Below are 23,249 nucleotides of genomic sequence, written 5' to 3' on the forward strand. Positions count from 1 at the left end.
GCAGCCGTCACCACAAGAACTCACCTTTCTTGGCATGCCGTATACGATCTGCTCCAACGCCATGAAGATCCGCGGGAACACCCGTCATTGATATAAACATTTGATAGTCGGGGTAATCCTGAGTGAGCTTCACGAGCTCAGAAATAATCTCGTGTACATGCTCAGGCTGCATTTCTTCGCGTCCGGGAGAATCAATCAGCAGAAGTCCTGGATGCCGACCCATACCGAGCGATTTGGCACCACGCGACAATGCAATCACAGTTGCTATACGAAGACGGAGCTTTTCGCCCGGAGACAGATCTTTCCATTTGGAAGTGCTTCCGCCCTTAACTACTTCGACATGCGCGTTTCGCTTAAGCGTGACTGATTCAACATCGCGAATACCGAGCGCTCTCGAAAGGCGTGTCACCTCTTGCGAAATTTCTCCCATCACAGTCGTAGATGCCTGTTTCACGCGTAGCTCAGCTTCATCCTGTGCGGCACGTACAATCAGAAGATCGTCTGCTGAATCATCCTCAGCTTCAAGAATAGCAGTGGCCGCTTCAATCATGCCTTGAAGGCGATCTTTTTCAGACTGCAAGATGCCAGCGTCCGCCGCAGTGCCAGCAGCAGCAAGCCGATTGAGTGTCTGACCAACCGTTTCAAGATCATCACGACCGGTTGAGATTTGTCTCTCCAGCTTTTTCACAAACCGCTCGGCGTCACGCTCGGTTTTCTTAGCCTCTTTCAAGCGTTCGGCGGCCTGTGCCTGCTCGGCAGCTATTTCCTTAGGGTCGACTTGCACCAAGGTCTCTGTGCACACAGAACATTCGCTTGTATCCTGTTCCTTCTTCAGACGACTTGCCTCAATCTTAGCGCTGCAGCGCGGACAAGAGTGTGGCTTCAGCAGTCCAAAAAAATGTGAAGCCGCGGTTTCCTCGGCTAATGCATTAGCGGCTTGCTCCGCATCAATACGGGATTGTCTGCAGGTGCCTGCCGTATCTTTGGCGCCAGTCAAAGAATTCGACAAAGCCTGAATGCGGGTTGTTAAGTTATCTCGTTCAGCACGAGCTGCATTTAATTGTTGCGAGGCCAGGTTGCTCGCGCCTTCATCTTTAAGCTTCTCGACAACTTCAGACAAATCTTGTTCCAAGTCATCCAACGACTTACCACCGAGTCCATTCAGCTTCCGCCTACGAGCAGCACTGTCTTGTTCCAGTAAACGTGTATGTCGGCGGGCTTGAAAAAAGGTTCTTACCCATGGAATTCCAATATATACTTGAAGGAGCCGTTGAATGAGGTCGTTGCCAAACCGCTCGCCAATAATGTCATTGCTATCCGCATCAGTCAGAAATGCACCAGTGTATGCGGCCCAGCCATCATCATATGCGACAACGCGGCCTGTGGAAGTTTTTAGGCTCGCAGGAATGGGTTCAAGTCCCAAAGCAGAAAGCATAATTTCCTGCATCACGGCTTGGAATTCATCTGCACCATCGAATTCACGCACTGTGGCTGTTTCGGCCGAACTCCCGAAACTGACATGTCCAATCGGATCGTCGTCTTCAATGTCAAATTCAACGCGCAGGTAGCGACCATCAACCCGGAAGGTGACATCGACATGTTCAATCCAGTTCCTCACGGTTGCAGTCAGACTCTTGAAGCTGCCACGCAAAGCCCAAAGCACTACTTGGAGGATGGATGATTTGCCGACCAAATTTTCCTCGGCTAAAATGCCCCAAACGCCGTCACCATCGACATCCCATTCGAATTCGAACGGCACGGTCTTCTCATCAACTAATTTCTTCCCTGAAAATGCAATGCGAACTACACGCAATGGTCTAGCTGATGGTGCAGTCCCCGACGGCTCAATCGAATAGCGCGACAGAATGGCATTCACCTCTTTGACTGTCCGCTCCGTTTTGTTTGCGATGGCTTTGGGAAACGGCAGCTCTTTCATCTTCGTTTCAGTCATGTCATCGCCTTCAGTTTGGAAAGGCGGTCTTCAACTTCTTCGCGGATGGATGCGATTATGTTGCCATGCCTTGCGTCGTTATATTCTGCTATCTTGTATTGTAGAGATTTTAGCTGACTACCGGTTCGGTTGCCGGCCACTTGAGCGACAACTGCTGCGCGTTGAGCGTACCAGTCCAATGGGTCCACCTTTTCAAGTTCGGACGCTTTGGTTGAACCTTCGTTTGTCAGATAATAACTGGTCTTTGTGATCTTTGATCCATCGGGGGAGAATGTTCTTTGCATCTTCACCAGACCGGGAAGAGACAAGGTCGCAATGGCATCATCAAGCGCCTCCCAAGCTCCGAACAAGAAGCGTTGCATGGCAAGTCGGCGGATATCCGGTTCGTCACCGGCCATTACTTTTTCCGCCATCTTGAGCAAGTTCTTTTGGGACGGGTCGGCATCATATTGATTCAAGATTTCCGATGCAAGGTAGTCCGGGTTGCGCATCCAAAAGTCGAGGGCCTGTAATCGCTTCTCGGCGTGCACAACTAGGCACGTATCGTCTGGAGCGGCCTTTTTGACCGGTTCGCCTGCCTTCGCAATGACAAAAAGTATGCGGACTGCGTCTCGCTTTCCCTGAATATGCAACTCTGTCCCTCTGCCAATGTCTGAAGCAGCAATTCGCTAACATTCACGATTCGGCGCAACTGCAAAATATATCATTCTAAAGTCATACAACTATTGCACGTGTAACATCGATTGTGAATCCGTCTTCCTTCTTGGCAAACAGATGTATTTCTCATGTCGGCACGAGGAAGCAGCGAAAGACAGATGTCATGGGAGGTTTTCTTCAAGCTCCGGCAAATCCCTTAAACTCTGCAAATCAAACGTCGTCAAAAACTCCAGTGTCGTCACAAAGGTATGCGGCGCGCCAGGCTTCGGACTTTTCGGGCCATTGCTAATCAGGCCCTTGTAGCGCAGGCGACCCAGAAGATCACGGTTGATCTCTTTGCCAAAAATGTCGGCAAGCCCTGCCCTGTCGATGGGTTGGTGGTAGGCGACGGCACACAGAACCCCCATCTCTTCTTCCGAGAAGTTGTGCTGCTGTTCACCGACATCGGCTGCCGTGCGGATCGCTGTGGCGTACTGCGGCAGCGTCCGGAACATCCAACCCCCTACCATAGGCACGATCTCATATGGCTTGGCTTTCAGATCGGCCTTGATGTCAGAGATCAACAGATCAATATTCGCGCCCTTCCCCACCACAAGCAGTAATGCGTCGCGTTCCACCGGTTTGCTACTAGCAAAGATCACCGCCTCGATACGGTTCATCCACTCGCGCCACCGAAGCTCGGCAGGCAGATCGTCGAGTTCTCGATCCAGCACCTCCACGTCGTGAACTTGTTTACGGACGGGTGTCATCATGACACCCCATAAAGTCGGAAAATACCCCGGCCGGTCAGCTCCCGGGCAACGCCAAGCTTGATGAGGCGTTCGCAGAGCCGCCGCGCTGAACGGGATGTCATGGCGGTGCTCGATCCACGGATTGTGGGTGAGAGCATGGTCGAGGGCAGGACGGCGTCTTCCGATAGGAAGAGGGTGATCGCCTCATCCGACCCCTTCGAGCGTAGCTTCGGTGCGATGGCTCGAAGCTGTGCCGCACGCCTTGCCAGGTCATGCGCCAATCGCACAGCATTCTGCGCGGCATGGGCGACCGCACTATGATACGCTGGTCCAACGTCCTCCCCCTCGCTGGCCGCACGCAGGGTCTTGCGGTTCACAGACAGTCCAAAAAGTGGAAGTGGTCGATCCCATCCAAGTGACTGGGCCAAAATGGCATCCGCACAAAGTAAAGCGATGGCTTCCTGCCGTGGGAAAACTTGAACGATGTCAGTGAGGACAGAGGTGGCTCTGGCAACGGGACTGGCTGCCGCATCTTCAGCGCGTGCACTCCAGTCCGGAAGGTGCTCTTGCAGATCTTCCGGCAGAAAAGCCTGCAGTCGATCCCGCCATCCGGCATGGCGAAGCGAGAGTGCCGTCCCTGCACGCCAAAACGCCAACATATCGCCGTCAGGGCCCATCACATCTCCCGGCACGGTGAGGAGGTAGGCATCACGCAGCTCAGCCTCCGTCACCCCCCTGCCCTCAATCTTGCTGCAATGAACCGCGGCACGCAGCGCCAGCCGGTTTCGCAATAGATCGACCGGCACCGCACAGTTGGGGTCGCTGAGCAACACATGCAGCAAAGAAAGAGCCGCCCCACTAGAAAACGCAGCGTCTTCAAGGCAGTCTGGTGTGTGTTGGTCGAAGAGCCAAGACGGCAGAATGGGCTTGGGCAGCGTGTCCGGATCATGTTTGAGCGGCTGGTTCATGCAAATCAGCCTAATTGACAACGGCGCTTTACGCCACTGTATAAGCAAATAACCGCCCCACCTTACCGTTTCTTTCTACGTCCAATAAGTTTCACTTATCGGACATAAAAGAATACGCTCAGCGCCATGTCAGATACCCCCGAAAAATCGCCCTCAAATCCAGCAAACGCGCCCTGCCCCAACGAGGACGACGAGAGACATCCTTCTTCCGGTGAGGCTCTAAGCCTTCCCACCTTTGCCGAGGGCCTCGGAGGCCTTGCTGGGTCTGGCACGCTCGATCGGCTGGTTGAGACTGCCCGCGATTATGCGAAGCAGGCTGCATCTGAGAACACCCAAAAAGCCTACGCGAAGGATTGGGCACACTTCTCTCACTGGTGCCGGACGCGCGGCATAGACCCCCTGCCCCCCTCGCCCGAGATGATCGGTTGTACCTTGCGGACCTGGCGGCACCCACTGGCAAGGCCCCTTCGAAGTCGGCGTCCCGACCCCTTTCGGTTTCGACTATAGAGCGTCGGCTTTCCGGTCTTGGCTGGAACTACACACAGCGTGGCTTCACCCTCGATCGTAAGAACCGTCACATCGCCACGGTGCTGGCCGGGATCAAACGCAAGCACGCCCGTCCTCCTGTTCAAAAAGAGGCCATCCTTGCCGAAGACATCCTTGATATGATTGCAACCCTTGGATTTGGGCTGAGAGACCTACGAGATCGGGCCATTCTGCTGATTGGATACGCAGGAGGTCTCCGTCGTTCTGAAATCGTCAGCCTAGATGTGCACAAGGACGACACGCCCGATAGCGGCGGCTGGATCGAGGTTGAAGAAAAGGGTGCCCTACTCACGCTCAATGCCAAGACCGGCTGGCGCGAAGTCGAAATCGGTCGCGGCTCATCAGATCAAAGCTGCCCGGTCCAGGCTTTGGAGCAATGGCTGCGCTTCTTCAAGGTCAGCTTTGGACCCGTGTTCCAGCGCGTCACCCGAGGCGACCTGAGCACGACGGGCGCGCGGCTGTCAGATAAACATGTTGCCCGACTGATCAAGCGCACGGTGCTGGATGCAGGTATCCGTGGTGATTTGCCTGAGGCAGAGTGTTTGGCACTGTTTTCTGGGCATTCCCTGCGGGCGGGCCTCGCCAGCTCCGCCGAAGTCGACGAACGCTACGTCCAAAAACAACTGGGCCACGCTTCTGCAGAGATGACCCGCCGATATCAACGTCGGCGGGATCGGTTTCGTGTGAATCTGACGAAGGCAGCAGGACTGTGATTACTTGAACCATCAAGGAGCCTGCCCGCTCAAACGACCGTAGAAACCTCTGCGAGATGCAGCCTCCCAGCCCAGCCTTTTCGACCATTCCACGCAGATTCCTGCTCGGTGAAGCAACTTCGCCTGATGTATGTTTCTCAAACACCGAAAGGCCTCGACAATCACGCCATCAGCGGCCCCATCGTTTGCCATTGGGTTTAGACCCCGGTTCACGCAACCCCAAAACAGGTATTGAACAACCCAAAAGTCAGGTGGGAATCACCTGAATTCAAACTCGCATTCCGATTGTTGTTTTCTGATCGTAAACACTACGAATCGATAGATACTCACCATAGATATGGTGTTTTTGCGGAATTGGCCTCTAAATTTACCCATAATGACCTCTTACACCATTGGACTGTGGAAAACTCTTGCCATGAGAAGCACAATGATGTCATTGGTTGGACGTAACGGACGGAGCCCAATAAGAGGCAAAAAGCGTTACGGCGACATTTTGTCGTTTACGTTGAGGAATCGCAGATGGCGCAAATTGTTGAACCAAGTATCGGACAGCTCCCAGGGGAGAATGTTTTTAAGGACCTTCTGAAAGACGAAGGGCAACTACGTACGTCCCTAGATAAACATATGCTAAGCAGTTTTGCGCCCGAGAAAAGCAAAGAGCTACGGTTTTTTACCAGCGCGGAAGTATCAGTGCTGCTTGGACTAAGTAATTCACACCTTCGAAAAATGCACTTTGACGGGAAGATTCCGCAAGTTCATGCTGACTCGCGCGGCCGCAAACAATATTCTTCTAAGGACCTTTACGATATTCGGGTAGCTTTGTCTCAAAACGCCAAAAACCCACAGAGTTTTCTGCCTGGTCGTGTTGGTGACGAGCATATGCAAGTCATAGCTGTTACCACCTTCAAAGGCGGCTCGGGCAAAACGACATCGACAGCCCATCTCGCTCAAGCACTCAACTTGCGTGGATATCGCGTTCTTGTTTGCGACTTGGACCCCCAAGCCTCGCTTTCAAGCATGTTTGGATTGCGTCCAGAGTTAGAGCTGGATGAATCCATCACACTTTATGACGCGATAAAATATGATGAGCCGGTTCCCATTCGTGACATCATCCAGCAAACTTACTTTCACAACCTTGATATCGCACCTGGCGGGTTGATCCTATCTGAATATGAGACAGAAACACCTCATGCGATGCGCCAAGGAATCACACCTCCATTCTACCTCAGATTGAGCGCGGCTCTGGATCAGGTATCCAATGACTACGATGTTGTGCTGATAGATTGCCCACCCCAGCTTGGTTTCTTAACAATGTCCGCTCTGGTGGCATCGACGGGAATACTTATTCCGGTCATTCCCAACATGATTGATGTGGCCTCATTGAGCCAATATCTCACGATGGCAACATCCCTGTTGAAAGTTGTCGAGAAGAGCGGTCAGAATCTCAATTACGACTTCATGCGCTATGTTTTGTGTCGTTATGAACCCTCCGACACACCTCAATCCCAAATGGCGTCGTTCTTGCGAATGCATTTTGGCCCCCGGCTTATGACTGAGACGTTTGTCAAGTCGACGGCAGTATCTGATGCCGGACTTCGCCAAAATACTCTTTATGAAGCGGTGCGCGGCGAAATAACACGCAGCACTTTAGATCGTGCGCTAGAGTCATTTAATGGCGTCGCAACCGAGCTTGATGCCACCATAAAAGCGGCATGGGGGAGAGAATAATGGCGCGGAAACCCAGATCGAACCCCCTTGAAGGACTTATGGCTGATTTTGGCTCTGAGGCCCCTACCCCGCTGTCTCCTCCTGCTCAGACGATCCCCAAACAACATACCCGAGGTCCAGTAGCAGCTCTTGAGAATGACATTCGCAGCTCTGCCGCTCGCACTGTTCAGGAAATCAGCCCCGATCTAATTTTAGACAGCTCTCACCAGGATAGGCTCCTGATTGATGATACCGAAGTGAAGGGCCTGCGGGAATCTATCGCCGCCCACGGGCAACAAGTTCCCATCCTTGTCCGTCCACATAGTGAGCTGAGCGGCCAATTTGAAATCGTCTATGGCCGACGCCGACTTATGGCCATTCGTTCGCTTGGTATCTCGGCTAAAGCACTCGTGCGCTCTCTCGACGATAGAGAGGCTATTCTCGCACAAGGCCATGAAAACAATCATAGAAAAGACCCTTCCTTCATTGAAAAGGCGCTCTTTGCTGGTGAGCTAGAAGAGGCGAATTATAGCCCCGACATTATATGGGACGCTCTGGACATCAGTCGCAGCTACGCATCTCAGATGCGCAAAGTCATAAAGGCAATCCCACGCGACGTCATCAACGCGATTGGGGCCGCACCTAGCATTGGCCGCAGGCGCTGGCATGCGGCCGTCGATCTGCTCTCTGAACTTGATATAAGCGCTGCAGATGCGCTTCCCTCAGCATTTGCAGACGATTTAGACAGCAATGGGAGATTTGAAGTATGGTATAGGGCAATTGTCGGTCGAAAACAAAATCCAGAGCCCCGCCCTGCCCCGTCAGCACCCCCTAAAACTATTTCCACAAAAGATGGAGAAAAGATCGGGGTGATCACAATGTCGCGTGGACGTGCCGTCGTGCGAATGGATCCAAAGCAAGTGATCTTTTCACAATGGCTAAACCAACACGCGGATGAGGTGTTCAAGAAGCTCTTTGCTGATTGGTCATCTGAGCAAGCCGATAAAAATCGGTAAACAACTACCATCAAACAGGAAAGGAGCACGAAACAAAGAGTACCAAAAAGAGAAGCCCCCCAAATTTCTTCGGAGAGCCCCATCTATCTTTTGCACCTTAGATGTATCCCGCTCTTGCCCAGTGTGTCAATAACAACCGATTCGGTTGACGCATATTTTTTGGCCTAAATTTAATTTTTAGCGCCAGATGCCGATGAAGTGCGGGCAAATCTAAGCTCTTTCGTGAACATCATATGAGTTTCATTCAAATCTCGCCCCCGCTTTCAGCTATCTCTGAGAGCCCAAAAGCACGTTCAAACCACGCGGATCTCCGTCCTGCCCTATGGGCCTCGATTGATCTGCTAAAGGTCATCCGCAAAAACCTCAATCTTAGTGATCGAGACTTCACCGTACTGAGTAGCCTCGCTGCGCTAGCGCTAAAAAGAGACCGCGCCGGAGACCTTGTCGTTTTTGCAAGCAACAAAACGCTTTCCTTGAAATCAAATGGCATGGATACTCGAACTCTTCGCCGACGCTTAGCCAATTTGGTCAAAGGTGGGGTAATTCGGCGTAAATCATCACCTAATGGAAAGCGCTACGCCCACCATGACACTGATGGAAATGTGATCACGGCGTATGGGTTTGACATCAGTCCACTTTTGGAACGGCTACAAGAGTTCAAAGAACGCGTTGCACTTGAACAAGAGCGCCAAGCAAATCACAAAGTTGTAAGAGATCGGCTCTCGCTATTGCGCATGAGTTTTCCAATAGATTCTGAGGAGGACGTTATTCTGCGTACCGCGTTAAAACGCAAATCAACCACCACGGAACAAATGGAAGATCTCATTGAATTGTTTACCGCGGTAAACGAAGATGAAGCACCGCCCAACGACCTTGATGCGATGGCAAATTCTACACATTTGTCCGCCACAGACGGTCAAAATGACCCCCACCTTCAGAGTTCAAAACATAATACATATGAAAGAAAGAAGGACAGTCCTCCTAAAGCCCAAGCAATTTCAGAACAAGTTTCGCAAACAATTGACATCACTGAGACAACGATCGACGTGGATTGCCACGAAGTGATGCGTGCTTGCCCAGAAGCTATAAGCTTTGCTCAAGAACAGCCACGAAACTGGGCAGACCTTTACGCATTCTCTCGGTGGTTAGCACCAATGATTGGAATTAACACCAACCTAGTTAACCAAGCAGAACAAGCTCTCGGCAGAAGCAGTCTCACGATAACGATACTCGCGATTGTACAAAAGTCAGGATCTATAAGGAATCCCGGCGCATACCTCCGTTCACTCTTCCAAGGCCCCAGAGCCGAAGGGTATTGCGCAACTCGCTACCTGCGGAGCCTCTTAACGCACCCCATGGTGCCATCTTCCTTATGAAACCAAGATGTTTACCGCGGTAAACATCTAAAAACTGGAAGGCATCGGTCAGACGTGAATGGATTGACGAAGTTAGCGCATGTTCTACATCGGGTTTCCCGACTTATTTACTTCAAACGAACTTCACTGCCATACAGTAAACGTCAAATGCCTCCAGTTCATCGTATCTAAAAGTAAGAGTGAACGCCGTCCGGCTGGGCACAAAATTTACTTCAAATGACAAAAGGATTGATACGTACACTATAAGCGTACGGTTGATTTGTAATTCAGTATCGCTCGTTCTCCTTATCGGAACGGCAAGTGACTGCACTCTTCTGGTTTGTTAAGATGTCTGTCATACAGGTGTTCGACGCTCGCCATGGCCAGGACTTACGGCCCTTGATTGTTTCCACCTCATCAAGATGCCATGTGTCGCTGGAATTAACCTGACAACATCTACGTCCGAGTTCAGAAAGTGACGTCGTGCCACCAAATTATGTTGTAAGGAGAAGAGGAAGAGCTTCCAGTTGATGCTACCGCTGTCGATCATCTAAAGTGGGCAACCGTAAGCTGGATAAGGGGTTTTGTTGCAAAATTGTATGTCGTTCTCTATTTATGCTCTCGAATGGTGATCGTTGACATCTACACCCTTATTTCCGTCCAAAATGTCTTGAATTGATCGCTCACATTTTAATAAATATATATTTATCAATGAGATAGATGGAAATTAGCCTTAGGGGAGAGCCAAAATCACCTCGCTGACCTTCATTAAGACAACCTCATTCAATCTAAACTGATTTCTACCAATTTACGAAGCTCTGTGCTTCAATGTCCGCGTCAAAGATCTCATCGAAAATGCCCCGCTGCTGTTTTGGGTAAGGTCAATTCGGTTCAGGTCTGGCGCTGCCGAAAAGTGAAAGTTTCCTTCTTGTTTTAGGACTGTCTGAAGGAAGCCTTGTGGGGTGTTCCTGAAGGGTCCAGGTCGGTTTCCGGCCTGTCTGTCCTGACAAGGAACCTCCCATGCAAACAGAAATATTGCGCGTGCTGCGCGCAGAGGCGCGGTCGTGGTGGCGACACCGCGCGCTTAGAAGAACTGGTGACCTTGATGAAGCGCGTCGGCTGGAACGCCAAACCATCCTACGTGACCTTGGCTACCTACGAGCGGCAATCAACAACCCCAATGCCTATGTAAGCTGCGGTGGGGGAGGGACCATTCTTCACCTCGGCCCGACAACAGTCTCGCTCTTTGCCCCCGTTGAACGCTTCCCTCTCGCCAGCCTAGCTGTCCGGCTTGGAACGCCTCTGATCGACTGCCGTCCCGTCCGGGACATCATCGCCTTCGCAAACCTGCCCAAGGTCATAATGGACCGCCAGATCGATCCAGAACCTTGGACGTCCTCCAGTCAGGTATCGCTCCTGACATATATCGGCGCTGTCGAACGCCTTGGCGCTCGTATCGTCAACGACCCGCGCATCGATCACGCGACCTAACCCAACCTTCCAAATCAATCCCAACCGAAAGGAGGCCAGCCATGGCCCGTTCCCGCACGCCCAAATTCGACGCATCAGAAGCCATCACCAATGAACTTATCCGCACCATTGAACGCGGTGTCCTTCCTTGGCGCAAACCGTGGACCGCAGGTGGCAGCGCGCGTCCATTGCGCCACAACAGTGAGCCCTATCAGGGCGTGAACAACTTTCTGCTCACCATGCGCACGGTGATGGCAGGATATACCTCTCCGTTCTGGATGACCGTGCCGCAAGCGAACTCGCTCGATGCCAAGATCCGGAAGGGCGAACGATCGGCTGTTGTTGTTTACTATGGCCAGAGTCGAACGCAGTCGGATGATGAGCAGGATGCCAACGATGGTAATGCCGATGAAGCCCGCGTCTTTCGGTTCCAGAAGTCATACCGCGTGTTCAATGCAGATCAAATCGAGGGCTTGCCGGATGCTTTTTACCCGGATGCCTGTCCGGTTCCCGTTCATACGCCGTCCGCGCCAATCCAACATATGCAGACGTTCTTTGATGCCATCGATATTACGACGGTCTTTGGGGGGACCGAGGCACGCTACAATCCGCCCGTCGACAAAGTGTTCATGCCGGACATTTCCCGCTTCAAGAACCCGCTGAACTTTTACGGGGTTTGGGCGCACGAGCTTGCCCATGCCACCAAGGCACCCCATCGTCTGAACCGAGACTACGGTCTCAGCCGGTTTGGCAACACAGCCTATTCCCGCGAAGAGATCGTGGCCGAGTTGACGTCCTGCTTTCTGGGGCAGGAGCTTGGGTTCACCGCGCATACGCTCGAACTGAACGCGTCGTATTTGTATCACTGGCTGCGTGTGTTGCGCTCGGACAAGACGGCGATATTCAAACACGCTGCCGATGCCCAGAAGGCCTGTGATTACCTAATTGCCCGCTCAGAAGCGGGAAGGGCCGGGGCCACCGATCAGGCAGCTTGAGAGGTCTGGTTTTGTCGTGGGTGGCGGCTCTCAAAGAGTGAAAGCAAGCTTTGGGTTTTGTGTTTTCAATTTCCTCGAAAGGACAAGCCCATGACCACTTCCGCACTCCCTCAAACCGAAGGCCCCGACATCACAGCAATCGCGGCGCAGAATGATGCCTACCGCAAACTCGCCTGCCTTGGCATCGCACCGGATCAGCCGATTGCAGGCCGGATGCACGTCACACGGTCTCTTGCTGAAGCCGAGGACGGCTTCATGGCTGAGGCGGTCAAAGCGACAGGAGAGTTCGACACCTTTGAACCCGAGAATGATCCTGACGGCTGCCACGATTTTGGGGTCGTAGATGTCCGTGGGCAAAAGGTCTTCTGGAAAATCGATCTTTATGAGGCGGATAGCGATTTTCGCTACGGCGCTGAGACCCCTGACAACCCTGCAACCACCGTGCGCGTGTTGACCATCATGATGGCAACTGACTGGTAGGGCAGGGGGCCGAACCTCACAATCGAAGCACAATCTGAAGGTTCGCTGACCCCCTCTAAAGGGAAAGCGGGCCCAATGCCCATGTGATCCTCAAATCCGGGGATTGGTCAGGTCGTTCCGAAGGTTCGGGGCGGTGCAACATCTCAATAAGGACATCACATGACACATGCTCTCAAATCTATCTCGGTCGCCATTGGCGATCTCACATCGCATCCTGCCAATGTGCGCAGCAATTCCCCTGAAACTTACGAGACAGAGGCTATCGCCCACCTCACGGCCAGCATTGGCGTTCTGGGCATCATCCAACCGCTGTTGGTTCAAAAGATCGATGGCAAGTTTGGCGTCTTGGCAGGTGGCCGACGTCGCGCTGCCCTGAACGAGTTGGCCGCTGACAAGACCGCCAAGGGCTTCACCAACAAAACCAAGATCGAATGCCGTTTGGTGCCGGACAGCTGTGATGTGACCACGGCCCTGTCGCTGGCCGAAAACATCACCCAAGCCCCGATGAATGCCATTGACGAGTTCGAGGCGTTTGCGCGTATGATGGAAGTGGATGGGCAGTCACCTGAGACGATTGCCAAGACCTTCGGGACAACGATTGCAGCCGTCAAAGGTCGCTTGCGCTATGGTTTGATCCATCCAGATATCCGCGCAGCCGCCCGCGCCAAGACGATCACGCTCGATACGATGAAGGCCTTTGCGGATCATCCAAGCCAGGCTGTGCAGCTTGAGGTGTACGAGGCCCTAACAGGCGATGACAGCTATGTGCAGGCCTATACAGTGCGTCAGGCGCTCAAGACCCGCGGCGTGCAGGTCAGCGACGATATCGGCGCCTTCGTGCGCGAGGACTATGAGGCGCGGGGCGGTCCTATTGCTGCCGATCTTCTCGAGGAGCATTCGGTGTTGGAAGACATCGCACTGGTCGAGGTCATCATGGTCGAAAAACTCACGGCCGCCGCTGAAGAGGCACGGGCCCAAATGGGGTTTGCATGGGCCGAGGCATTGGTGCGCTACGATTATGCAACGATGGCAGACTATGGTCGCGTCTATCCCGGTCCGGTCGAGCCTGATGCCGCTGGTCAAAAGCGCGTTGATGCGATCACGGAGGAGCTCGAGAAACTGCAACTCGAAATGGAGGACGAGACCCTCGAGACGGATGCCCACAACGCCCTCTACGATCGCGTGGATGCGCTCGAAGAAGAGGCGCGGGATCTGCAGGAGGCCTACAGTGCAGACGATCTTGCGCAGGGTGGGGTTATCGCATCGTGGTCAAACGGTAAGATTACGCTCCATGTCGGCTTGGTACGGCCAGAGGACAAGCCTGAGGCGACTGCGCAGACAACAAGCGCCGGCGGCACGTTTGGTGACGCAGAAGGGCAGGGCACGGACGCAATCGTCTATCCCGCCTCACTGACCCAAGACCTCAAGACCGAACGGGCAATGGCACTCGGCGCGGCGATGACGCTGCATCCCGAAGCCACGCTCGATCTGACCTTGTTCAAGCTGGTCACGGATGTGCTTGGCACCATGAGTGCAACCCATGGCATCAAGGTCGAGGCCCGCAAAGAATACCGCAGCCACGCCAAGATGGACGAGATCGATGGCACATCTCTAGAACAGGTGGCCGAGGCGCATGATGCGCTCGATCTGTCCTGGGCGGATGAGGCGAAGTCTCCGGCAGATCAGTTTGCATCATTCCGTGCGCTTGAGGCGGGCGAGAAGGCCAAACTGGTCGCCTATGCCACGGCCAGCACGACGCAATCTTGTTTTGCGCGCAGCTCTCAGAGCGACAGCCTGATGTTTGATTTCGAGATCGAGGTCATGCCTGACGTTCGCGCGCATTGGACGCCGAACGCGGCGCTGTTCAACCGGTTCAAGAAGGCGTGGCTGCTCAAAATCCTTGGCGAAGAGCTCGGCCTCGCGCAGGAGGCGGTCACACTGGCCTCCATGAGCAAGAAAGAGATCGTCGCCTTTTGTGACAAGCTCTTCGCCGAGCCCTTTGCGACCCTCACAGAGGCACAACATGCGGCGGTCGCTGCATGGTGCCCGCCGATGATGCAAACGACCGGTGGCGTCAGCTTGGGTGTCGGCGCGAAAGAGACCGCTCAAGCAGAAACGGTTCAGGCAAAAGCCGCCTGATCCACCGAGATGACCCGCGCTTGGGAACAACCAGACGCGGGTCATCCCACTCCCCAACAACTCCCAGAAACAAGCGGCTCAGGCCGCCGTTTATGAAAGACATCCCCATGGCTATTCTCAAATTCTCCGCGTCCGTTGTTGCGGCGCAAATCACGCATGCGCGCTCCTGTTCAACCTTCCTGCCCAATTGGAACGGGCCGATCGACAAACCCGCCCTGATCCTCATCGTTGGAAACGGCGTACATCTGCGCTCCAACGGCATTGACGGCTCAACCACTCGTATTGTCACCACCGAGCAGTCCGATCCCAGCTTTGCCTTTGCCAACGGCATTAATCCGTTTCGGGACAGCGATTGGATCGCACAGCGTCAATTGGCGTTCCGTGATCTGACCGGGCAGTTCTACACAGACATCCTTGACGATGTGCAGACACTTATTGATCGCGGGCAGGGGGCCATCCGACTGGCAACCGACGGTCATTCCATCCGCGTCTTTGTGCGCCGCGCCTCAGACTTCCTGATTGGCGGAACCTACGAGGTTCCGTCGGGCTTGGGTGGTACATTCCGAGTGGTCCTCAAGGACGCCTGCGACACCTTTGCCATCGTGCAGAACTGCAGCAACTGCGAAGACTTCGATGCCATGCAGCCGTATCGTGTGCCGCTCGATGCGCTCATGGAGCTTGAAGACCAGAGGGCAGCATAATGGGTTGGCTCTTTTACACCGACCGGCGGGTTCAAAACTACGCCGATGAGAAAGCAGAGATCACACGTCTTTGCACGTTTGAGACAGATACGCGCCGCACGACACTGGTCAAAGCCAGTAAGGTTGGCTCGACGTGGTATGCGGCCGCAAAGGTCCTTGCATGCGATGCAGGGCCCTTGGAAGATCGGACCTATGTGACCGACAAAGACGGATCATTCACCTTCGGTGCGGTGTTTTTGACGCGGTATGACGACCGGTGCTGGGGCTACAAGGACATGGAGGAAAGCGCTGGTCCCTGCGAGTCCCGCGCCCCGCTGAGCATCCTCAATCTCCTGTCCGAGTTGAAGGACCCCGACAGCTATGCCCACGCCTGGCGGCAACGGTGTCGGGACTGGGCAGCGATCCCTGACTACGCAGAGGGCGACAAGATCAAACTCGCCTCCCCTGTGACGCTCAGCGATGGCAGCACCTGCCAGATCGTCACAGCTACCTATTACAGGCGCGGGCGTCAAAAACGGCGCTGCTACCGCACCCTGGAAACCGGCAGCCTTGTGCGGCTATCAAAGGCGTCACTGGCGGGATCGATGCTTATCAGCCGCGAAATGGCTGAGGGCAGTGCGGTGTTGGCGGAGTTTTTTGCAGGGCAAAGCTCCTAGAGTGGAACTTTCTACCGTCTTGAATGCGTATCTCATTTGAGATACAACAGCAATAGCAAAAGGAGACCCACATGGCCGCTCAAACATCTATGATCCATGTCCGTGTTGATGATCAGCTTAAAGCGCAGGCCTCGGATGCACTTTCCGGCGTCGGCCTGACGCTCTCGGATGCCGTACGCATCCTCTTGACGCGTGTGGCCGCAGAGGGCGGGTTGCCGGCGGGACTAACCGCTGATCCAGACGCCTATGACGCATGGTTCCGTTCCAAAGTGCAGGAAGCATTGGACGATCCACGGCCGACAACACCTCAAGCTCAGGTAATGCAAGACGCTCAGGCGCTGATTGATAAGAAGCGCCGTGCCTGATCTCGAATGGAAGGCCACGGCCATCGCTGATCTGCTTGCGATTATCGACTACATTTCTGACGACAATCCAGATGCGGCCCAAGCTCTCAAGGACGAAATCGAAGCCAAGACATCAAGATTGCCAGAGCATCCCCAAATGTACCGCGTGGGACGCGTTGACGGCACCCGTGAAATGGTTGTGCGTCCAAATTACATCGTGATTTATGCTGACGACCCAAGTGCCATAGTGATCTTGCGGGTGCTGCACGCAGCTCAGCAGTGGCCATAGGTCGGCATGTTTCAAAGCCATTCAGATAAATGGAAGCCCTCTCGGCACTCACAAAGTGCAAAGGGGGCTTTTTGTCCTGTGAACCTCAAACCGGATCACAAAGGACAGAAATCATGGCCCATCCCAACCCGAAGTACCCCACTCAAACTCCGTCCAATGCGCAGCTTAAATCAGCCCTGTCGCTGATCGCCGCCGAGATCGCGTGCGGCCGTCTGCGCAGTTCCTCTCTCTCAAAGATCATGCGCGACACCTTTGCCGGTAGCGATGCCAGCGGTGCATGGAACTGGCGCATGGCCTACGACATGATGCAGGCTGCTTCTGTTCAAGGGCTTTCAACGGATGCGAGCGGGTCAGGCCCACTTGGTGCTGCCAAGAACCTCGCGACGCGGCTTTTGACCGAAACCCGCCGGTCCGAGCAACAGATCCGCCTTCAACAGTTCTCGACCCCGCTTCCATACGCGGCCCTCGCCGTGCGCGCGGCGGCGATCCGCAAAGGTGAGACTGTGCTGGAACCTTCTGCGGGAACCGGCTCATTGGCGGGTTTTGCCAAGCGGGCTGGGGCCAGGCTCATGCTCAACGAAGTCGATCCGTTTCGCCAGCGGCTGCTCGATGTGGTGTTTGACACACAGGTGAGCGGACATGACGCGGAACATATCGATGATCTGCTGACAGCAACATCCGCCCCCAGCGTTATCGTGATGAACCCGCCGTTTGCATCCTCGGTCGATCGTTCTCGCGACAAGCACATTGCGGCCAAGCATCTCATCGGGGCCGCGAAACGATTGGCCCCCGGCGGGCGTCTTGTTGCGATCATGCCGATGGGCTTCACCCCCGAGCGCGACGCAGCACATTGGGCGCGTGCGATGAACCTTCTCACTCCGCGCCTGGCCCTGACCTTCCCCGGCCATGTCTATCGCAAGCTCGGCACCAGCGTGGATACGCAATTGATGGTCTTCGATAAGGTTGATGATGACGTCGAGATGTGCCCCACCTCCGTTGAAGACCTGGATGCAGCGGTTAGCATCGTGGACCAAATTGCCAAAGCGCGCCCGATTGTAGCGTCTGTGACGGCCGCACGCTCATTGCATGTCGGGCGTCCTCTGTTGGGATCTGCGCTTCACAAGGCGCGCAAGCCTGCAGCATCAACGGCATCTGCCGCCAAAACACCTAAACACGCAGCAACACCGCTGTCGTTCACCACGCTCGAGACGCCACGCGAAAACACCCCCATCTCCGAGATTTATGCCCGCTACCGCCCGCAGCGGATCGATATCGCTGGCGCACAGGAGCACCCAACGCCGCTGGTTGAAAGCATTGCGATGGCTTCAGTCGCACCACCAGTGCCTTCCCTGCAAGCCGCCGAGGGGCTGCGCCTGCCGAACCGATTGATTGCAGAGGGTCATCTCTCGGAAGCCCAGCTGGAAACCATCATCATGGCCAATGATGCCCATGCACGCGATTTGCCCGGCAAGTTCACCATCGATGATGACCAGACCAAGATGCTGCGCAGTGATGAGGATGCGGAGGCGCGGGCTTACCGCTTGGGATACTTTCTGGGGGATGGCACCGGTTGCGGCAAGGGCCGCGAATGCGCAGGCCTTATTCTGGTCAATTGGCTCACCGGGCGGCGCAAAGCCGTCTGGGTGTCAAAATCCGCAACGTTGATTGAGGACGCCGTGCGCGACTGGACCGATCTCGGCGGTTCTCCTGCAGATATCCAGCCGCTCTCGAAATGGAAGCCCGACCAGCCTGTCACCATGGGCGATGGCATCTTGTTCGTTACCTACGCCACGCTGCGCTCTGCTGGCAAATGCGGCACCACCCGCCTGAACCAGCTTCTCGCGTGGATGGGCGACGACTTCGACGGCGTGCTCGCTTTTGACGAGGCCCACGCGATGCAAAATGCGGCTGGATCAGAGCAGGGTAGGGGAGCGAAACCGTCCCAGCAGGGTCTTGCGGGTCTGCGCCTGCAACTCGCCACCCCACGCGCTCGCGTCTTCTATGTCTCGGCGACGGGGGCCACATCTGTCCACAACCTCGCCTATGCCTCCCGGCTCGGGCTCTGGGGGCAAGGGCCCGAATATCCGTTCCCCAGTCGCGAGAGCTTTGTCTCAGCGATGGAGGCGGGTGGCGTGGCGGCCATGGAAGTCGTGGCCCGCGATCTTAAGACGCTCGGGTTCTATACGGCGCGTGCGCTGAGTTTTGAAGGGGTCGAATACGATGTTCTGGAACATGCGCTGACGCCTGCCCAGACAGAAATCTATGACGCCTATGCGGGCGCATTCCGCACGATCCACCATAACTTAGAGGCCGCACTGACCGCGACAGGTGTCAATGATGCCTCGGGAGAGACGAATGCGTCTGCTGCAAAAGCTTCCGCCAAGTCGCGGTTCGAGAGCACAAAGCAGCGCTTCTTCAATCATCTGCTGATGGGCATGAAAGCCCCGTCCATTGTCAGCGCTATTCAGCAGGACCTATCCGATGGCTATGCTTGCGTCATCCAAGTGGTCTCGACGGGCGAAAGCCTCTTGAAGCGGCGCTTGGAGATCATGGACCCCAATGATGAACTCGTTGAGGGGGCATTGACGCCGCGCGATTACGTGCTCGGCTATCTCGAACAGGCCTTTCCGATCCACACCCAGAAGCTTGTCGAGATTGACGGCAATGTTGTCGCAGAACCGCTGCGGGATGAAACTGGGGCCTTGGTCGTCTCCCGCGAAGCGTTGGCCCTGCGGGATGAAGCGATGATGGACCTGATGGCGCTAGCCCCGATCCCCTCGGCACTCGATCAAATCCTCTGGGCATTCGGGGATGAAGCCGTGGCAGAAGTCACGGGGCGGTCCATCCGCCCGCTTAAATCGAGCGATGGCGCGCTCTTCATCGAAAAGCGCGCTGCAAGCAGCAATTCGTCCGAGACGCAGGCGTTTATGGATGGCGAGAAAAACATCCTGATCTTCTCAGATGCGGGGGGCACAGGGCGATCCTATCATGCGGCGCAAACAGCGAAAAACCAGAAGCAGCGTCGCCATTACTTGCTGGAGCCCGGCTGGCGCGCGGATTCAGCCATTCAAGGACTTGGGCGTACGCATCGCTCCGCGCAGGTCAGCGCGCCGTTCTTCCGTGTCTGCACTTCGGACGTGCACGGTGAAAAACGCTTCACGTCAACAATCAGCAAACGTCTCGATCAACTTGGTGCACTCACCAAAGGCCAACGGGAGACTGGCTCGCAAGGCATGTTTCGCGAGGAGGACAATCTCGAAAGCCCGATCGCGCGCTCCGCGCTGCGGGGATATTACGCTGATCTTGCCGCGGGGCGTGCGGAGGCGATGGGTTATGAGGTCTTCACCGATTGGACTGCGTTGAGGCTGATCGACAAGGATGGCGTGCTGCTGGAAGAATTGCCGCCAATCCAGCGGTTCCTCAATCGGGTGCTGGCCCTTCCTATCTGTATGCAAAACGCGCTCTTTGCTGAGTTTATGCAGCGCATCGCGGACCAAACTGAACGTGCAAGGGATGCAGGTACGCTTGATCTCGGGGTGGAAACGCTGCGAGGCGAGACGATCAAGCAGGTTTCGGCGGAGGATCTCTGGACCTGCCCCCAATCCGGGGCTGTGACACGTATCATCGGATTGGAGGTGACGGATCCAGTTCACATCGCGCGCGCCGATGGCGCCCTTCGCAACAACTTCGACAAAATCCCGATGGTCAATCAGGCGTCAGGACGGGTTGGGTTGATCTCAAAACGCCCGATGCAGATGTATGACGAAGACATCGTCACCTCGATGCGCAAGGTTATCCGTCCCACCGGCAAATCCTACCTAGAGGAGGCGAAGTTTGAAGCCTCGGCTTGGGAGGCGGTCGCGCAATCAGAGTTCATCCGGCTTTGGGACGAGGAGGCTGACAGCTTGCCCAAAACCACCACGACAAAGCTGTATTTGCTCACGGGTCTGTTGCTTCCGATCTGGAAGACCATCCCGACCAGCAACGAGCGCATCTATCGCGTCACGCCCGAGGGCTGCGCCAGCATGATCGGCCGCACTCTTAGTGAAGAGGGGGCCGCAGCCCTTCGAGCGCGGTTCATGACAGGGACGCCAGAAACACCGAGTGAAATGCTGACGGCTGCCCTTGGTACAACTGCACCCGTCGATCTAGGGCGCGGCCTGACGCTCACGCGCCGCCGTGTTGCAGGCGATGTGCGCTTGGAGATTGGTGGGGCGGAAAAGGGTACAATTGAGGGTCTCAAGGCCCTCGGATGTTTTACTGAAATCATCGCCTTCCAGCTGCGGGTCTTTGTCCCGCATGGTGCAGGTGTCGATGCGGAAGCGATCTTGACCCGCATTGTTGGCGATGGGCACCCAAGTATCCGCAGCGCAGCCTGATCGGCGTTGCGGGCGACAGTAGCACTTCCACCAAATGCAGAGACCGCGTGCCCGCCCATATTGGCGGGTGCGCGGCCGGAATTCGTCAACTTAGATGGAGACACACATGAACATTGCGGAAATCAAAACAGCTGTGGACGCAGGGAAATCCGTTCACTGGTCAAACGAGGGATATGTGGTCCGCAAGGATACACTGGGCCAGTATCTCATCGTCTTTGAGCTGGGCGGCAGTGCCATTGGCCTGACCGACCGCAGTGGGGGCCGTCTGAATGGTCAGGAAGAGGAGTTCTTCCTTTCCGATCGTGATGTCTGAATCATCCCATTTGACCATTGGGCAAAGAATGGGTCGCGCTGGTGTTGTGGCGACGTGCGTCCAATTAGAGCTCTGCACTGTCTGAGAGGTCGGGAGAAAGTTGAAAGCAGGCTTTGTGGTTTTGTGACTCCATGAGGGGTCGAAAAGCAATCTCGGGTAGTCTGGCAAGATGTCCGGCCCCGATAACCCAAGAAGGATAAGACCCATGTTCGCAGGAACCCTCACGAAAAACGCCGACACCGCAGCCGCTGTCTTCACCGGCACAATCCACAACACCAAGTTCGACATCGCGATCCAGTTAGAAACCCGCGCAAAGATGTCAGAGCGCAGCCCGGACTATGATGTCACGGCAGTCAATAAATCAGGCCGCAAGGTCCGCATTGGCACAGCGTGGAGCGAGACCGGCAACACCAGCGGTAATCCCTATATCTCGATGCAGCTGGACGTTGGCCTTGGGCCATTCCGCGTCAATGCGGTTCAAACGCAGGAAGCGCGCAAAGCCAAGAGCGAAGACTTCGAGATCATCCCGCTGGTCTCAAACGGCACGATGAAATCCGGCTCAATCTCGGGCGAGCTGACGGCGATGGATGCTGACAACGCCTTCGCAGGTTACATCGCCAACATGATGTTCGATCTGGACTTCATGCTGATTGAGAACGACTACAAGACGGAAGAGACGCACCCGGATTACCGCATCGAAGTGAGCTCGCCGAAAGGTAAGCCGATCCGCGTTGGCTCCGCCTGGATGGCCAAGAGCAACCGGACGGGGCACGACTATGTCTCGCTTCTGATTAACACGCCAGACGGTGATTTGCGGGTTAACGCTGTGCAGAACGAAGAGCAGCGTGGCGGGCAGACGTTCTCAATCATTCCATTCGTGCAAAGCGGCGATCAGCAGCAGGACGCCAGTGGTGGATTGTCACTGGTTGCCTAATCGAAGCGAGACCATCGACTGACAGGATAGGGGAGCCGCGGCAACGCGGTTCCCCTTTTTTGTGTTTGTATGTTCGAGAGACACCCGCGCTTTCCCGGGACTTCGGCTGACACCCCCATCAAGATCGCTTGTTATGCGCTGGCTTGTCGAACAACAGATCTGTGTTACAATAATATACTAACGTGAATTGCTTCTTAAGAGGGCGGATGGCTAGAATACCGAAAACAGACAGCGTTTGGTTCGAAAGCTTTGATCTCGAAGCCGAAGTAACCGCTCTGATCACGCGCATCGAGGTATGTACCAAATTTACGCTTCCAGCCCGGAAGCGCGACCTAGCGTTCTCCTATGCAGCGTCGCGGTTGAGCAAAACGAAACAGGCATACGCCGATGCGAAGAGCTCGGGCAAGCCTGTCTCCACATCCCGTCGCGACTTTTTAGAAACAATTCAGGATACGATTTTCTTGGCGATCCCGGCCGAGAATGTCGCGTTGATGCCGTTGAGCGAATATGTCCTGAACGATCCGTCTTATTACGAAACAGCAATGTGTCGCGCGGCATCCCTCACCGAGGACGAGCTCTTTATGGCCCTCTCTCCCATACTCAAAGATATGACGGTGCAGGATGCTCGCGATTTTGTATCGAAGCTTTGGCATGAGGGGATCGATGACAACGCGAGAAAGTATGCAGAAGCACTGAAGCGCCCCGAGCGTGAGCGTGTCCCATTGCGGCCAGGTCATATTGTGTAGGCAAGCTGAACCGTATGCTGCCTGACTTTAATGGGCACTGGTAGTTTCTTGCTGTTGGTGGGTGAGAGATTTAGCAACGGCCTAAACCGGACGTTGATGAATTGTGCGGCTTCGTCCAAGAGCCCACTTTACCTGATGCTGCAAACTGCTCAAATGTCC

The 23,249-nt window shown here is 55.0% G+C and carries 18 protein-coding genes and 2 pseudogenes; 16 read left to right on the plus strand and 4 right to left on the minus strand.

Features of this window, described 5'->3' with window-relative positions; genetic code table 11:
• Window positions 1-7 precede the first annotated feature (7 nt).
• The 4 genes from AADJ11_RS18990 to AADJ11_RS19005 form a co-directional block, all read right to left on the minus strand.
• On the minus strand, window positions 8-1,951 hold the full coding sequence (locus AADJ11_RS18990) for a hypothetical protein (RefSeq protein ID WP_341235978.1): 1,944 nt from the start codon (window positions 1,949-1,951) through the stop codon (window positions 8-10).
• Window positions 1,948-2,583, minus strand: a complete 636-nt coding sequence (locus AADJ11_RS18995; RefSeq protein ID WP_341235979.1) for a hypothetical protein — start codon at window positions 2,581-2,583, stop codon at window positions 1,948-1,950. Before AADJ11_RS18995 ends, AADJ11_RS18990 begins: the two co-directional genes overlap by 4 nt.
• 186 nt (window positions 2,584-2,769) lie before the next feature.
• Window positions 2,770-3,357, minus strand: a complete 588-nt coding sequence (locus AADJ11_RS19000; RefSeq protein WP_341236005.1) for an SMC-Scp complex subunit ScpB — start codon at window positions 3,355-3,357, stop codon at window positions 2,770-2,772.
• On the minus strand, window positions 3,357-4,307 hold the full coding sequence (locus AADJ11_RS19005) for a DUF1403 family protein (RefSeq protein ID WP_341235980.1): 951 nt from the start codon (window positions 4,305-4,307) through the stop codon (window positions 3,357-3,359). The genes AADJ11_RS19000 and AADJ11_RS19005 overlap by 1 nt, the downstream gene beginning before the upstream one ends.
• Before the next feature lie 126 nt (window positions 4,308-4,433).
• On the opposite strand from AADJ11_RS19005, the pseudogene AADJ11_RS19010 reads away from it, so the two are divergent.
• The 16 genes and pseudogenes from AADJ11_RS19010 (at window position 4,434) to AADJ11_RS19085 (ending at window position 23,090) form a co-directional block, all read left to right on the plus strand.
• Window positions 4,434-5,566 (plus strand): annotated as a pseudogene (locus AADJ11_RS19010) (tyrosine-type recombinase/integrase).
• Between the two features lie 519 nt (window positions 5,567-6,085).
• Window positions 6,086-7,294, plus strand: a complete 1,209-nt coding sequence (repA, locus tag AADJ11_RS19015; RefSeq protein WP_341235981.1) for a plasmid partitioning protein RepA — start codon at window positions 6,086-6,088, stop codon at window positions 7,292-7,294.
• A 38-nt stretch (window positions 7,295-7,332) separates the two neighbouring features.
• Window positions 7,333-8,289: a plasmid partitioning protein RepB gene (gene repB, locus AADJ11_RS19020; protein WP_341235982.1), complete on the plus strand. Its 957-nt coding sequence runs from the start codon at window positions 7,333-7,335 to the stop codon at window positions 8,287-8,289.
• Between the two features lie 233 nt (window positions 8,290-8,522).
• A complete protein-coding gene (repC, locus tag AADJ11_RS19025) occupies window positions 8,523-9,665 on the plus strand; it encodes a replication initiation protein RepC (protein WP_341235983.1) in 1,143 nt (380 codons plus the stop codon).
• 999 nt (window positions 9,666-10,664) lie between these two features.
• Window positions 10,665-11,135, plus strand: coding sequence for a hypothetical protein (locus AADJ11_RS19030; RefSeq protein WP_341235984.1), 471 nt, complete (start codon window positions 10,665-10,667; stop codon window positions 11,133-11,135).
• A 41-nt stretch (window positions 11,136-11,176) separates the two neighbouring features.
• Window positions 11,177-12,109 carry a zincin-like metallopeptidase domain-containing protein gene (locus AADJ11_RS19035; protein ID WP_341235985.1) on the plus strand — a complete coding sequence of 311 codons (933 nt, stop codon included), beginning with the start codon at window positions 11,177-11,179 and terminating at the stop codon, window positions 12,107-12,109.
• Window positions 12,110-12,199: 90 nt separating this feature from the next.
• Window positions 12,200-12,589, plus strand: a complete 390-nt coding sequence (locus AADJ11_RS19040) for a DUF3768 domain-containing protein (RefSeq protein ID WP_341235986.1) — start codon at window positions 12,200-12,202, stop codon at window positions 12,587-12,589.
• Window positions 12,590-12,748: 159 nt separating this feature from the next.
• A complete protein-coding gene (locus tag AADJ11_RS19045) occupies window positions 12,749-14,728 on the plus strand; it encodes a ParB/RepB/Spo0J family partition protein (RefSeq protein ID WP_341235987.1) in 1,980 nt (659 codons plus the stop codon).
• Window positions 14,729-14,835: 107 nt separating this feature from the next.
• Window positions 14,836-15,429, plus strand: a complete 594-nt coding sequence (locus AADJ11_RS19050) for a regulator (protein WP_341235988.1) — start codon at window positions 14,836-14,838, stop codon at window positions 15,427-15,429.
• Entirely contained in the window at window positions 15,429-16,085 is a 657-nt protein-coding gene (locus AADJ11_RS19055; protein WP_341235989.1) for a hypothetical protein, read from the plus strand. The genes AADJ11_RS19050 and AADJ11_RS19055 overlap by 1 nt, the downstream gene beginning before the upstream one ends.
• Before the next feature lie 71 nt (window positions 16,086-16,156).
• Complete coding sequence (locus AADJ11_RS19060; protein ID WP_341235990.1) at window positions 16,157-16,450, plus strand: type II toxin-antitoxin system RelB/DinJ family antitoxin; 294 nt, start codon at window positions 16,157-16,159, stop codon at window positions 16,448-16,450.
• A complete protein-coding gene (locus AADJ11_RS19065; protein WP_341235991.1) occupies window positions 16,443-16,718 on the plus strand; it encodes a type II toxin-antitoxin system RelE/ParE family toxin in 276 nt (91 codons plus the stop codon). Before AADJ11_RS19060 ends, AADJ11_RS19065 begins: the two co-directional genes overlap by 8 nt.
• 113 nt (window positions 16,719-16,831) lie before the next feature.
• On the plus strand, window positions 16,832-21,097 hold the full coding sequence (locus tag AADJ11_RS19070) for a strawberry notch family protein (RefSeq protein ID WP_341235992.1): 4,266 nt from the start codon (window positions 16,832-16,834) through the stop codon (window positions 21,095-21,097).
• Between the two features lie 106 nt (window positions 21,098-21,203).
• Window positions 21,204-21,395 (plus strand): annotated as a pseudogene (locus tag AADJ11_RS19075) (hypothetical protein); the annotation flags it as partial.
• A gap of 220 nt (window positions 21,396-21,615) precedes the next feature.
• The gene (locus tag AADJ11_RS19080; protein ID WP_341235993.1) at window positions 21,616-22,344 is read left to right on the plus strand and encodes a DUF736 family protein; all 729 of its coding nucleotides are present in this window, start codon (window positions 21,616-21,618) and stop codon (window positions 22,342-22,344) included.
• Between the two features lie 206 nt (window positions 22,345-22,550).
• The gene (locus AADJ11_RS19085) at window positions 22,551-23,090 is read left to right on the plus strand and encodes a hypothetical protein (RefSeq protein ID WP_341235994.1); all 540 of its coding nucleotides are present in this window, start codon (window positions 22,551-22,553) and stop codon (window positions 23,088-23,090) included.
• The last annotated feature ends 159 nt before the right edge of the window (window positions 23,091-23,249 follow it).

The organism is uncultured Sulfitobacter sp. (genome assembly GCF_964021855.1).
Lineage (GTDB): Bacteria > Pseudomonadota > Alphaproteobacteria > Rhodobacterales > Rhodobacteraceae > Sulfitobacter.

Bases quoted from the DNA above. Each gene is read 5' to 3' on its own strand.
- AADJ11_RS18990 (WP_341235978.1), bottom strand. From the start codon at position 1,951: ATGACTGAAACGAAGATGAAAGAGCTGCCGTTTCCCAAAGCCATCGCA.
- AADJ11_RS19000 (WP_341236005.1), bottom strand. From the start codon at position 3,357: ATGACACCCGTCCGTAAACAAGTTCACGACGTGGAGGTGCTGGATCGA.
- AADJ11_RS19005 (WP_341235980.1), bottom strand. From the start codon at position 4,307: ATGAACCAGCCGCTCAAACATGATCCGGACACGCTGCCCAAGCCCATT.
- repA (WP_341235981.1), top strand. From the start codon at position 6,086: ATGGCGCAAATTGTTGAACCAAGTATCGGACAGCTCCCAGGGGAGAAT.
- repB (WP_341235982.1), top strand. From the start codon at position 7,333: ATGGCTGATTTTGGCTCTGAGGCCCCTACCCCGCTGTCTCCTCCTGCT.
- repC (WP_341235983.1), top strand. From the start codon at position 8,523: ATGAGTTTCATTCAAATCTCGCCCCCGCTTTCAGCTATCTCTGAGAGC.
- AADJ11_RS19030 (WP_341235984.1), top strand. From the start codon at position 10,665: ATGCAAACAGAAATATTGCGCGTGCTGCGCGCAGAGGCGCGGTCGTGG.
- AADJ11_RS19035 (WP_341235985.1), top strand. From the start codon at position 11,177: ATGGCCCGTTCCCGCACGCCCAAATTCGACGCATCAGAAGCCATCACC.
- AADJ11_RS19040 (WP_341235986.1), top strand. From the start codon at position 12,200: ATGACCACTTCCGCACTCCCTCAAACCGAAGGCCCCGACATCACAGCA.
- AADJ11_RS19045 (WP_341235987.1), top strand. From the start codon at position 12,749: ATGACACATGCTCTCAAATCTATCTCGGTCGCCATTGGCGATCTCACA.
- AADJ11_RS19050 (WP_341235988.1), top strand. From the start codon at position 14,836: ATGGCTATTCTCAAATTCTCCGCGTCCGTTGTTGCGGCGCAAATCACG.
- AADJ11_RS19055 (WP_341235989.1), top strand. From the start codon at position 15,429: ATGGGTTGGCTCTTTTACACCGACCGGCGGGTTCAAAACTACGCCGAT.
- AADJ11_RS19060 (WP_341235990.1), top strand. From the start codon at position 16,157: ATGGCCGCTCAAACATCTATGATCCATGTCCGTGTTGATGATCAGCTT.
- AADJ11_RS19070 (WP_341235992.1), top strand. From the start codon at position 16,832: ATGGCCCATCCCAACCCGAAGTACCCCACTCAAACTCCGTCCAATGCG.
- AADJ11_RS19080 (WP_341235993.1), top strand. From the start codon at position 21,616: ATGTTCGCAGGAACCCTCACGAAAAACGCCGACACCGCAGCCGCTGTC.
- AADJ11_RS19085 (WP_341235994.1), top strand. From the start codon at position 22,551: ATGGCTAGAATACCGAAAACAGACAGCGTTTGGTTCGAAAGCTTTGAT.